Source organism: Zwartia sp., assembly GCF_049655405.1.
GTDB lineage: Bacteria > Pseudomonadota > Gammaproteobacteria > Burkholderiales > Burkholderiaceae_B > Zwartia.
Map to the genome: position 1 here is coordinate 37,098 of NZ_JBASJR010000011.1, position 11,979 is coordinate 49,076.

The 11,979-nt window shown below is 47.9% G+C and carries 14 protein-coding genes and 1 pseudogene; 8 read left to right on the forward strand and 7 right to left on the reverse strand.

Features of this window, described 5'->3' with window-relative positions; genetic code table 11:
* Positions 1-60: 60 nt before the first annotated feature.
* Positions 61-1,053, reverse strand: coding sequence for a Bug family tripartite tricarboxylate transporter substrate binding protein (locus tag WBJ47_RS07970; RefSeq protein WP_422245633.1), 993 nt, complete (start codon positions 1,051-1,053; stop codon positions 61-63).
* A gap of 408 nt (positions 1,054-1,461) precedes the next feature.
* On the opposite strand from WBJ47_RS07970, the pseudogene WBJ47_RS07975 reads away from it, so the two are divergent.
* Positions 1,462-2,934: pseudogene (locus WBJ47_RS07975) on the forward strand (amidohydrolase); the annotation flags it as partial.
* Here the strand turns inward: WBJ47_RS07975 and WBJ47_RS07980 are convergent.
* The gene (locus tag WBJ47_RS07980) at positions 2,904-3,029 is read right to left on the reverse strand and encodes a DUF4236 domain-containing protein (protein ID WP_422245631.1); all 126 of its coding nucleotides are present in this window, start codon (positions 3,027-3,029) and stop codon (positions 2,904-2,906) included. The pseudogene WBJ47_RS07975 and the gene WBJ47_RS07980 overlap by 31 nt on opposite strands.
* Positions 3,030-3,228: 199 nt before the next feature.
* The gene (locus WBJ47_RS07985; protein ID WP_422245629.1) at positions 3,229-4,596 is read right to left on the reverse strand and encodes a hypothetical protein; all 1,368 of its coding nucleotides are present in this window, start codon (positions 4,594-4,596) and stop codon (positions 3,229-3,231) included.
* Here WBJ47_RS07985 and WBJ47_RS07990 point away from each other — a divergent pair.
* Both WBJ47_RS07990 and WBJ47_RS07995 read left to right on the forward strand, forming a co-directional pair.
* Positions 4,585-5,652, forward strand: coding sequence for an AAA family ATPase (locus tag WBJ47_RS07990; RefSeq protein ID WP_422245628.1), 1,068 nt, complete (start codon positions 4,585-4,587; stop codon positions 5,650-5,652). The two genes, WBJ47_RS07985 and WBJ47_RS07990, sit on opposite strands and share 12 nt — an antisense overlap.
* 441 nt (positions 5,653-6,093) lie before the next feature.
* A complete protein-coding gene (locus WBJ47_RS07995; protein WP_422245627.1) occupies positions 6,094-6,603 on the forward strand; it encodes a pyridoxamine 5'-phosphate oxidase family protein in 510 nt (169 codons plus the stop codon).
* On the opposite strand, the gene WBJ47_RS08000 is transcribed toward WBJ47_RS07995, so the two are convergent.
* Positions 6,600-8,054, reverse strand: a complete 1,455-nt coding sequence (locus tag WBJ47_RS08000) for an exonuclease domain-containing protein (protein ID WP_422245626.1) — start codon at positions 8,052-8,054, stop codon at positions 6,600-6,602. The two genes, WBJ47_RS07995 and WBJ47_RS08000, sit on opposite strands and share 4 nt — an antisense overlap.
* Positions 8,055-8,132: 78 nt before the next feature.
* Here WBJ47_RS08000 and WBJ47_RS08005 point away from each other — a divergent pair, with 78 nt between their 5' ends.
* Positions 8,133-8,621, forward strand: a complete 489-nt coding sequence (locus WBJ47_RS08005) for a low molecular weight protein-tyrosine-phosphatase (protein ID WP_422245624.1) — start codon at positions 8,133-8,135, stop codon at positions 8,619-8,621.
* 85 nt (positions 8,622-8,706) lie between these two features.
* Here WBJ47_RS08005 and WBJ47_RS08010 read toward each other — a convergent pair whose 3' ends face one another.
* Together WBJ47_RS08010 and WBJ47_RS08015 are read right to left on the reverse strand one after the other, a co-directional pair.
* Positions 8,707-8,832, reverse strand: coding sequence for a DUF86 domain-containing protein (locus WBJ47_RS08010; protein WP_422245622.1), 126 nt, complete (start codon positions 8,830-8,832; stop codon positions 8,707-8,709).
* Between the two features lie 98 nt (positions 8,833-8,930).
* Positions 8,931-9,221: a nucleotidyltransferase family protein gene (locus WBJ47_RS08015; protein WP_422245620.1), complete on the reverse strand. Its 291-nt coding sequence runs from the start codon at positions 9,219-9,221 to the stop codon at positions 8,931-8,933.
* A gap of 192 nt (positions 9,222-9,413) precedes the next feature.
* Here WBJ47_RS08015 and WBJ47_RS08020 point away from each other — a divergent pair, with 192 nt between their 5' ends.
* The 4 genes from WBJ47_RS08020 to WBJ47_RS08035 all read left to right on the forward strand — a co-directional run bounded on the left by WBJ47_RS08020 (position 9,414) and on the right by WBJ47_RS08035 (position 11,471).
* On the forward strand, positions 9,414-9,656 hold the full coding sequence (locus WBJ47_RS08020) for a PbsX family transcriptional regulator (protein ID WP_422245618.1): 243 nt from the start codon (positions 9,414-9,416) through the stop codon (positions 9,654-9,656).
* Positions 9,656-9,997, forward strand: coding sequence for an endoribonuclease MazF (gene mazF / locus WBJ47_RS08025; protein WP_422245616.1), 342 nt, complete (start codon positions 9,656-9,658; stop codon positions 9,995-9,997). Before WBJ47_RS08020 ends, mazF begins: the two co-directional genes overlap by 1 nt.
* A 122-nt stretch (positions 9,998-10,119) precedes the next feature.
* Positions 10,120-11,049 (forward strand): GntR family transcriptional regulator, encoded by a 930-nt coding sequence (locus tag WBJ47_RS08030; RefSeq protein ID WP_422245614.1) that lies wholly within the window; start codon positions 10,120-10,122, stop codon positions 11,047-11,049.
* 179 nt (positions 11,050-11,228) lie between these two features.
* Positions 11,229-11,471, forward strand: a complete 243-nt coding sequence (locus tag WBJ47_RS08035; protein ID WP_422245612.1) for a PbsX family transcriptional regulator — start codon at positions 11,229-11,231, stop codon at positions 11,469-11,471.
* Positions 11,472-11,534: 63 nt separating this feature from the next.
* Here the strand turns inward: WBJ47_RS08035 and WBJ47_RS08040 are convergent, their stop codons facing one another.
* Positions 11,535-11,966, reverse strand: coding sequence for a VOC family protein (locus tag WBJ47_RS08040; protein WP_422245651.1), 432 nt, complete (start codon positions 11,964-11,966; stop codon positions 11,535-11,537).
* Positions 11,967-11,979: the final 13 nt, after the last annotated feature.

Sequence of the window (11,979 nt, forward strand, 5' to 3'; positions counted from 1 at the left end):
TCCATCTTTGCGGGTCACAAAGATGGAGTTACTAAGCCATTCGGTACGATCAGAGATCTATCAATCCAACGTGATCTTCGCCTCTTCGATGATCTTTCCCCAGCGGACGCGCTCTTCGGCGGCATATTTTGTAAAGGCCTCTGACGTGCCGCCGATCGTGATGGCGCCTCTGTTCAAGAACTCCTCTTTAAACTGAGGATCGTTCAGGATCTTGACCGTTTCAGCATTGAGCTTGGCCACGATGTCTGGAGGCGTGCCTTTCGGAGCAAACAAACCAAACCAGCCGCTGACATCAAAGCCTGGCAAGCCAGCCTCGGCCAGCGTTGGCACGTCAGGCAAGAGTGGTGAGCGCGTCGCGGACGTGACACCGAGCGCCGTTAATTTGCCCGACTTGATCAAGCTCAAACAGACCGGCAGATTACAAAACATCATTTCCACGCGACCGCCAATAATGTCGTTAATCACAGGCGTTGTGCCCTTGTAGGGGATGTGCACCATCTCTACACCGGCCATCTTTTTATAAATCTCACCGGACAGATGCATACTACCGCCCGCTCCGCTTGAGCCGTAGTTAAAACTTTTCAGTTTCTGGAGTGCCAGCAGCTCTTTGAGGTTCTTGGCAGGCACATGCGATCCCACGACCAGTACGTTCGGTACGCTAATCAGGTTTGTGATGCCGACAAAATCACGTTGCGGATCGTATTTGATATTTTTATGCAGTAAAACGTTGATCGAGCCGATACTCGTTGCCCCCACCAATAGGGTGTAACCATCTGGCGGTGCTGAGGCGACGAAGGCTGCGCCAATGTTGCCGTCTGCGCCTGTCTTGTTTTCTGCGACCACGGGTTGACCCAAGGCGATCGCGAGCTTATTGGCGACCGTACGCGTCAAAATATCAGTGAGCGTCCCTGCTGCAAAAGGCGCCACAATTGTGATGGGTTTGTTTGGGTAGTTCGCGGCTTGCGCTTGCGCAAACGAATGAGGCAGTAAAGCGAGCGCCGTGAGGCTGCTCAATCCTACAGTGCGTAGCGTTGCAAAGAGGTTTTTTTTCATGTTGATCTCCCGTTTAGTTTTTATTAAAGACGAGTGGTCTATTTCCCAAGGCTTTGATGCCTGAGACACCCGCTCCCCGTTCTTTGATCTTACTTCCAAGTCAGGTCGATTTCCTATTCACTAAGATCACGAGCCGATTACCAATTTAAAAAAATGTTTAGCCCGCATGCAAAACCCGATAGATATGGCGTAGGGATTGGTAGGGTTTAGGAAGCGGATTTTGCTATTTTTTAACATTAAACTTGCTTAAAGCACAGCCAGACTCTTTGGCAAACTGCTTTTTCGTCCATTGGAATCAATATGAACTACAAATCAATCCTCAAAACGCTGCCAATTGTTTCGCTCTACTGCCTGTCTAACGTGGCATTAGCGGAAATACAGATTTTGAAGGCTTCAACCATTATTACGATGGACGAAAAGAATCCACGTGCTGAGGCCATTGCCTTTGATACTGTGACAAAAAAGATTACCGCTATTGGGTCGCTCCAAAATGTGCGTGCCAGTGCACCCAACGCAAAAGTACAGGATTTAGGCTCTACCGTACTGATGCCCGGCTTTATTGATCCGCACAATCACCCCATTTTGTCGGGCATTACGACACAAGCACCTGCCTATTGGATTGCACCCTACGTTGGCGCGAAAACCTGGGCAGACGTCCAGGCAACTATTAAAAAGGCGGACGCAGAAGCTCCAGCCGGCCGACCTTTGGTATTTAATGGCCTAGACAGATTATTGCAAGAGGCGCCTCTGCCAACACGGGACATACTGGATAAGTTAACGCCCAGCGGTCGTGCAATCATCATGATTGATAACTCTGGGCATGCGGTTTACTTCAATACTGCAGTCGTCAAAATGTTAGGCTGGAAAGATGACAAGCCGCCTGCCAACCCAGTGGGCGGCAACTATGGTCGATTGCAAGACGGCACCTCCAATGGCGTGGCCAATGAATCGGCTGCTTTAATGGCAGTCGTTGGCCCGATCCTTCCCAAAGCAATCCCCCACATTTTGCTCTCCAGTGCAAAGTGGTATGCGTATATGGCCTCTATGGGCATTACCGCGTCATCGGAGCATACGTACAACACAGGCATGTATAAGGGTTACGAGGCATTAGCAGCCGTCCCAGACAGCCCGCTAAGAATGCATGTCTATCACATGGCCATTGAGCCGGATGCCGCCGCGAAAGTGTCCTGGCCTGATTCCAGCATGGTCCGTAAAAATGGCATCAAGCTGTGGGCGGATGGAAGCCCATGGCTCGGTACTGTTGCACAGAGTTTTGGCTATTTAGATAACGCCCGAACCAAACAGGCGAATATTCTCTTGGGACCGCTGTTCGAAAAGGGCATGAATTACACGCGCCAACAGCTCGACCAATTGCTCGATCAATACGCGCCTATGGGCTATCAGATGGCGTTTCATAATAATGGCGACGTTGGGTTTGATGTGGTGCTCGACGCCTATGAGAATGCTTTAAATAAATACAAGCTGCTTGGCACTGATCACCGCTGGCGTGTTGAGCATTTAGGTGCTGCGCGGGCGGATCAATTTCAGCGCGCAGAACGTCTTGGGGTTACTGTTTCAATGGCGCCCTTTCAGTACATCTATTGGGGTGATCTCTTAGACGGCACCATGTTTGCGTCTGAATACGGGTCTCAATGGCAGCGCGTGGGTGATGCGATGAAAATGAAAACGCGCAGCACATTTCATAACGATGGATCGGTATCTCCTCCAGATACTTTAAGAAACATCCAGCACATGGTGACGCGCACCACTGATTCGGGCAAGGTTCATGGCCCCAATCAAGCAGTCACCCTAGATGAAGCGCTTAAAGCATCGACGATCAATGGCGCCTATCAACTCAAACGCGATAAAGATATTGGTTCGCTTGAAGTGGGTACCGTCCAAGAAACACCAGTCTTACTGACATTGAGTCGTAAGCCGGGAAGGATTTTGATACGTTTTTGAAAGCGGAATGCCATGCTGAGTGATCACCTAGGGTTCGAAAACAATTCACTAATACGTTATTGGTTTTTACAACAGACGCCACAAAGTGCTCGCTACGTTCTTGTTGAAACGCCCGAAAGAATGTTAGTTGAAATGGAAATATCGACGTCTGACGTTGAGGAAATTCTGCCTTCAACGACAGATTTTTTCAGGGACTGCCCATTACCCGCACAACTATCCAAATAAATATGCAGTCAATGCCGTCGCTCCGGCTGCAGGAGTTGCAGCCTTTAGCGCATTAGTGACTACATCAGGGAATGTCCGTTTTCCTTCGATCATTGTTGCGAGATCTCGTATTGAAGAAATACCTGCAGCCATAAAAGCTGATTCCAACGTGCGATCAAGGTCAGAATTTCCAATCATTGATTGGAGATCAGCACCTACACGTGTCGTGAGCTCTTCGTTACTCAAACCGCTATCCGAAACCCTGTCATCATCAAGCTTCTTAGCCACTTCTGATGTAACCAATACCTCAATATCAGGATTGCTTTTTAAATGGCCATAAACAGAGGCAGTTCCTGAAACAGCCTTTAACTGAAACTCTTCAATCACTGTACCTGTTTGAATATCCACAATCTGTACGTCCGCACCTGCATTATTCGTAGAGCCAAATACTTGCGCTCTAGTCTCTTCATTAGATGAGTTGTAATTATGGACATACAACAATTCGTGATAAATGCCTTTTATGTTTGCACTCAGTCCCCTGAGGCTCTCCGTTGGAAAATTGCGCAAGTACTCTCCAAGTTCATTTTCTGTGGCGTCTACGAGTGCAAGGTTAGAGCGTCGCAATGCATCTAATACCAATTGGCTTTCAAGACTTCCGTCAAGCGCAGTTTGTGTCCATAAAGCATAAAAGACACCACTTATGACATATTCAGCCTGAATAAACCCCTTAAAACAATAGCCATCAATGAATGCCTCAAAACCATCGATCACAACGCGCTTGAAGTCATACAAAACATGCTGACGAAATGCGACGGAGTGTGTCCCGTCCAATTTCCTCGTGATCGCCTCACCGTTTGTAATCAATTCTTTATACATTGGCTGTAAGACTGTCATCAATAACTCTTCAGCGCATTGTTCGGAAAATTCATCTGCAGGTTTAGTAAGAAAATCATCAATAACATTGACGGTAACCCAAGCAGCCTGAACAATCTTTTGTTCAACATCGCTGAGTGCCTCAAAGGGCCTTTTAGTAGTACCCAAAGCTTTATAAGCAGCCAGCCCAACTACAACGCTAAGCCCTCCTGTTAAGAGTACGCCTGTAGCCATTCCCCCACCAACTAACCCACCAACCCAAGCTAAAGATGCATTGGTTGCCGCTGCTCCAGACAATGTTCCAATTGCAGTTCCTGTACCAGCCGTACCAAAAGTGGAGACCAGTCCCATAAGGGCACCTGCTGTTCCAATTCCTGAGATCTTGGATAAGACAGCTTTAGCTTCAGTGGTACGAGCTCTGATTCCAGCGCGCTCACCGCACTGCGGCAGTTTCTCTGTAATGAGTTCAAAGTCACGCCCGATCTGCGGGTCTTGGGCGCACAACTGCGTCAGACCACTCTTCGTCTGGCCGATGGTCTGGCGACCTGGGTGCCGCGCATCGATACGCCCTCGGGTGTTTTGAGAATCCAGGCGACGGCGGGCTCGGGTAAGACGCAACTGGCCTTGCGTTTGTTACAAGATGCCGCCGCAGCCTCGCAGCGCAGTCTCTATGTTTGTTACAACCGCGCGTTGGCGGATCACATCACACAACTCGCCCCCACGCGCGCCCAAGTCGCGAGTTTTCATGAGCTCTGTGTGGAGCATCACCGCCGGCATGTGGGTGAGCCGGATTTTGGTGCCTCGGGTTTGTACGATCAGTTGAGTGCAGAGTACAAGAATGCGGTCGAGACGACCCCGGAGATGCAAGGTCGCTATCAATTGATCATCATCGACGAGGGGCAGGATTTTGAACCGGACTGGGTGGCGAGCTTGCTGCCTCAGTTGGCGCCCGAAGGTCGGATTTATTTACTCGAGGATGCGGCGCAACGCCTCTATCCGCGAGACGAGTTTGATCTGTCGGATGTGGTGACAGTCCACTGTCAGGACAATTTCCGCACACCCCGCCAAGTCTGCCAGGTTCTTAACGCCCTCCAGCTCTCGCACGCACCGATCGATGCGCGCTCGGCCTATGAAGGCGAGGTGCCCAATTTTCGCACCTATACGACCGAGGCGCAGCTGCGACGCGAAACCGAAGTCGCGGTGAAACATCTGCTGTCGCTCGGTATCGCGCTCTCCGACATTGCCTTGGTGAGCTGGCGCGGACTGATGAACTCGGTCTTGATTCAAACCCCTGTACTGGGTGACTGGTCGCTCAGGCGCCCCACCGGCAAATACTCAACGGCCGGGGATGCGCTCTGGACAGAGGGCGAGTTATTGGTGGATTCGGTCTATCGCTTCAAAGGCCAAAGTGCTGCCGGGATTGTCTTGACCGAGGTGGATTTTGCAGCGCTCGATGAAGGTGTGAAACGCAAGTTGTTTGTAGGACTGACACGGGCGCATATCGCCGTGGAGGTGGTGCTGACGGAGCGCGCAGCTGGGGAGTTGGTGGGGGTGTTGTAGAGGGAGTGTTGCAGGCGCTGGAGGATGGAAATGGCATTCTCTAGTAACGACCCGATAACTTGTATGGATACAGTGTCAAAATCAACAAGGTCGCATCAAAATTCTTAGATATCTAAAATTTACTGCCAAAAGGGACCTAGCCCGCTAGGGCATCTGGGTTTTAAAAAAGCAAAATGACACGTAGAAACTCACCCAACGCGATCAAAACACTAGATGACCTCAGTGGACTGTCAACTATCGTGGTCGATAAACGCTTTGGCAAACGGGCTTCCGCAAAAAAGAGCAGGCGTAATCGCCATTACGAAAAGCAGTTCATCAGAAATACCCTCGCTCACCCTATAGCCAAAGACGATTCTGAACAACAATCGGACGCATGATGCACTCTCTATGAAAGATCAATTAGAAACACCTGAGGCAATAAAAGATCAAATATGGAGGGAATTGAGCCGTGCTTCACAAGACCGACATCATGCTTGGCGTACACCGGTTTTTGCTTCAACGGGTTTAGACGGTACAGTCAAAGCGCGGACTGTAGTGCTAAGAACGGTTGACAGAGAAGCGAACCTATTAAAAATTTATACAGATTCACGCAGTAGCAAGGCCGAAGAAATCACAAAGCAACAAAATGCGATGTTTGTATTTTGGAGTAAGAAACTAAACTGGCAACTCAGAGTTCGTGTCAGTGTAAATATATCCTCGATCAGTTCACACGCTCAAACCCTATGGCAGCAAGTCAAACAAACGACTTCCGCGTCAGATTACACAGGTACGTCAGCACCAGGAACACCTATTTCCTCTCCGGCTCAAATCGCACAAAATAATGATTTGCATGCCACACACTTTGCTGTCATCACTGCTGAGGTCATGGATATGGATTGGCTAGAGCTTGCAAGCAGTGGGCATCGTCGGGCCAAAATCAGCCTAGATTCGTGGATCTGGTTGACACCTTAATGGATATTCATGCCATTAAGTTTTATGACCTGATGTTTATGTGATCCAGCTATTGCTTTCTTGAGAATCTTATAAATATCTAGATCGAATTCGGCAGGCTCAGACCTAGCTAGCTCATAGAGTTCGTCATGGTCACGGGCAATCCCTAGGTAGCACCATTTATCAACCACCACCATGCAATCCCCATCTTTGATGGCAATCGCTCCGCCGAACGGCCACAACTGAACTTTAAACAGGCTTAGTGCAGTTTCAAGATTCAAATTGTGCACATCTATGGAAACCCCACCTATGCAAGCACCTTGACATTGTTTGACTTGATAGCCAAAACAAGATCTTCCCTCCTCTACTTTCTCTAAGCCCAGCAGGGCCTCGCACAAGCGGTATTTTTTTGCAACAGCGGCCAAATAACCATGCGCTTCTTTTTTGCTGTAAAAAAGTCCAAAAAGGTTTTCTTGTACGCCCGGTTGTAAATTTTTATGCGTCACAAGTGTTGGCTTTTGTACGCCGAAGTTGTCCTTCACTAATTGCCACGCACTCAAATCTTTTGACTTACGCAACTTGATATTCATGCTCGGCATTTGGTCCTTGATCAGCCTTGATTCCATAATCAACGCAGTCAACTCACCGCTCGTCTCAATCCAGTCAATATGGAAAACCTGTAGCGACAACTTCATTTCTTTTCGAACCGTCAGAGCACTTTGAAAGTGACTCATCACGCGGCTACGCATATTGATGCTTTTACCAATATAGAGCGGTGCGTTGTGCTCCCCATAAAAAACATAGCAGCCGCAGGTGTCAGGAATCGCGTCGATGACTGATTGGTTGATATTGGGGGGAAGGCTCACGCTTCCTACCAACTGATTCACTGCGGCAAGTAGACGCTCTTTACCAACAGTCGCTTCACACACACGCCAAAACTGCAAAAGTAAATCTGCATCACCCATGGCGCGATGGCGACTACTGACAACTAGGTTATGCGTAGCGATGATGGTGTCTAGATTGTGACGTGTCTGTTGTGGAAAAAGCAGGCGAGATAGTTTGACAGTGCATAACACCTTTGGACGGAAATCCATATCCATTCTTTTGAACGACGCCTTGATAAAGCCGTAGTCAAACCTGGCATTGTGTGCAACGAAAATCTTTCCGGCGAGTTCATTTTTCAGTTGATTGGCAATTTCATTGAAATTAGGCTTACCCGCCACCATCGTTGGTGAAATGCCCGTCAAGCGCTGGATATTTTGTGGAATGAAGGTCTCTGGGTCTAAAAGACTCTCCCATTCTGTGACTTCATTGTTGACCAGCGTTTTGATTCCAATTTCGGTAATGCGATCGCGCTCGAAATTAGATCCCGTTGTTTCAATATCTATAAAAGCAAGAACGGGAAAGTCGTCCTGTGTATTTTTATTTGAGGTTTTTTTACTTTGAGGAACTGGCATCGCGTCGATATACATGTCGTATTTATGGGATTATGAATGACTCTTCCTGCTAAGGTTAAGTAACATACTGAAGGTCAATATATAAAAATCAAAATGAACGAAGCTAATTTCAAAATCTTATTTGTCTGCATGGGCAATATCTGCCGAAGTCCCGCCGCAGAGGCTATTTTTACTAAAAAGCTTACTGAGCGAGATATCCTGCACAAGGTCAAAATTGACTCTGCAGGTACACACAATTTTCATCCTAACGCACCACCCGATGAACGAAGCCAAAAACATGCTTTTAAGAGAGGATACGATCTTTCAAACTTGAGGGCCAGACCTGTTGTTGAAGGTGATTTCGAAGAATTTGATTTACTGTTGACGATGGATTGGGATAACCGTGCATTGCTTGAGGAAATGTGTCCTGCACCACACCGTCATAAAATCCGGGGTTTGGCTGAGTTTTTGCAAACAACGCAAGCGTCTGTCATACCTGACCCTTACTACGGAGGGGATCAAGGGTTTGAACATGTACTGGATTTGATCGAAGAAGCCAGCGAAGGCCTGATGAAATTCACACTTCAGAAAATAAAAGCATAAAGATAATCAGCGTTCCTCCAACTGCCCAAGGCGGCGGTTCCTTTAGTTACGAGGATCTCATCGAGGATAGCAAACTCCTCTTTGTCTAGCTTTCTAATTGATCTTTTATTTTAGAGATCTGAACGTTCAGGTCACTTAAATGCCTATTTATTGTTACCCAGACAATTTCAAGGTCAACTTTGTGATATCCATGTGCCAACGCATTACGCATTTCGTAAGCAAATAACAAAGGTACGTCTTATTTGGAGATACGTTGAATCGCTTCTTGGATGTGATCAAGATAATCTGCTAAACGGAGCGATTTTTTGCTCATATAGGTAAGGCAGATTCAAGCACGGATTGCCTGAATTTTTCTGGCAAAGCTCTTGGCGTTAAGACATCAACAGAAACACCTAGAAGCTGTTTCAATTTATACCGAATCGCGCCGATATCAAACAACGTTGTATCTGGGGTGGGATCAATCAACACATCGAGGTCACTTTCTTCGGTATCTGTACCTGAAGCAACCGATCCAAATACACGTGCGTTTTTCGCGTGATGCGTCAAAACGATCGCGCGAATTTCATCTCTATGGGCAGCTAAGGCAACTGAAGGTTTCATAGGTATATTGTATTAGCAGTTTTAAATAGAGCCAATTGATATCTAGAACTCAAAGTAAACAGTTGTATCTCTTTGCTAAAGAATCCCCCCTTACTTTCATCAGCAAAGATCAGATGTGTCCACAGCCAAAGCTGTAGCTTGTCAAAACGGCCCTATGTATCTACAATGTATACACTTTCCAGGAGTGCTCGCATGGACGCAGTGATTCGAAAATGGGGCAATAGCCCTGCCCTACGTTTAACAACAGCCGTATTAAAAGAGGCCGGTCTTCAGCTCGAAGAAAGAGTTGAGCTCGTAGTGTCAAAAGGTCAAGTCATCATCACAGCAATTGACAAGGTCGAATACGAGCTAGATACGCTTGTTGATGGCATCAATGCTAAAAATACCCACGGTGAAGTCAGCTTTGGCGCCCCCGTCGGCAAAGAGGCACTCTAATGCCACGCATTTATGTTCCAGATGCGGCCGATGTCGTTTGGTTAGAATTTGATCCACAGGCAGGACATGAACAAGCCGGACACAGACCAGCGCTTGTCATCAGCCCTGCGAGCTACAACAGTAAAACAGGTCTCATGGTCTGCTGCCCTCTGACATCCAAAATCAAAAATAATCCCTTTGAGGTGGTGACTCAGATTGACGGTGTCGATTGCGCAGTCCTCTCTGATCAAGTGAAGTCGCTCGACTGGAAGGTCAGACGCGCCAAAAAGAAAGCCAGCGTTCCTCCAACGGTCATGCTTCATGTCAGAGCGAAAATTAAAGCGCTTTTAATGATCAAGTAAATCCTCAGACAACTGCGGATCTTGAACAGTCGAACACCCAAGATCGGACAACCTAGTACAAACGATAACTTGTTAGAAAGCCGCAAGCGCTCTACTCTTATACTAATATATTAGTTGAAAGTATGCCCAATATCATCAAACTCGACCGCTACAGACAAGCCGCTCCTCAGCTCTATGATCTGCTCAGAGAGCAGATCATTTCTGTTGAGCTCAAGCCTGGAGATTCGCTCTCTCGCAATGAGATCGCGAGTCAATTTGGTGTGAGCCAAACACCGGTGCCTGCGGCAAACGACATCACGCGTGAACCTTGCAGCGCAAGTCACATAAAAGTCGGGCTCGAATGTGGCGGTTCAGATGGTTTTTCTGGCATCACAGCCAACCCGGCCCTGGGTGCTGCGATGGATATTCTTGTGAGGCATGGCGGGACAGCAATTTTGTCCGAAACACCGGAAATTCATGGCGTAGAGCATATGCTGACTCGGCGTGCAGTATCGCCAACTGTGGGTCAAAAGCTTCTTGACCGAATGAGCTGGTGGGAGGAATATACGCGCGGCCATAATGGTCAATTTAATGGTGTGGTCGCGCCAGGAAATATTCAAGGCGGCCTCGCCAACATATTTGAAAAATCCCTTGGATCAGCCATGAAAGGTGGCAGCACTCCTTTGCAAGAAGTCTACCAATATGCTGAACTGATCGAACAATCTGGTTTTGTCTTTATGGACTCACCCGGATATGACCCCTGTGCAGTGACAGGACAAATCGCCAGCGGTGCAAACATCATCTGTTTTACGACTGGACGAGGCTCCATGTTTGGCTCCAAACCTGCCCCCACCATCAAACTCGCAACTAACACGTCCATGTTTAAACGCTTAGAAGAAGATATGGATATCAACTGTGGTCGCATCCTAGATGGTGAGCTGTCTGTTCAGGAAATGGGACAAGTCATTTTTGAACACATTCTGACGACCGCCTCAGGAATGCAATCAAAGAGTGAGCTGTTAGGCCTGGGTGACAATGAGTTTGTCCCCTGGCATTTGGGAATTGTAAGCTAGTGACCTTCGCTCAACTGGACAATCAGAAACGTCGGGATTTGGATCAAACGAATGAAATTCACACTTCAGAAAATAAAACCATAATCAGCGCAGTAGTTGTTACATTGACAAATATTGATGCCTGCTTGTCACAACAGCAATATGTATCTACAATGTATACACTTGCTAGGAGTGCTCGCATGGACGCAGTGATCCGAAAATGGGGAAACAGCCCTGCCCTACGTTTGACAACAGCCGTACTAAAAGAGGCCGGACTTCAGCTCGAAGAAAAAGTTGAGCTTATGGTGTCAAAAGGTCAAGTCATCATCACAGCAATCGACAAGGTCGAATACGATCTAGATACACTTGTTGATGGCATCAATGATAAAAATACCCACGGTGAAGTCAGCTTTGGCGCCCCCGTCGGCAAAGAGGCACTCTAATGCCACGCATTTATGTTCCAGATGCGGCCGATGTTGTATGTCAGAGCGAAAATTAAAGCGTTATTAATGATCAAGTAAATCCTCAGCCCACTGAGGATTCCAAACCGCCTCCCAGAGGTGTCCATCCGGATCCTGGAAATAACCTGAGTACCCGCCCCAAAATGTGTCATGTGCGGGTTTGACGACCGTCGCTCCAGCTGAGGCGGCTCGGGCCATGACTGCATCCACTTCGTCTTTTGAAGATACGTTGTGACCCAAGGTCATCTCGGTGGGGTTGGCAACGCCTTGTGCGAGCCCTGTATCCCTGGAGATGCTCCCCCTTGGCCAGAGCGCAAGGCGAAGACCTGGCTGCATTTCAATAAACACAACAGCACCATGCTCAAACTTTTGGCCAATGATGCCCTGCGTAGGAAACCCGAGCCCGTCGCGGTAAAAGCGCAGCGACACCTCGAGATCCTCGACGCCGAGCGTGATCACTGTGATGCGTGGTTTCATATTAATCATAGGT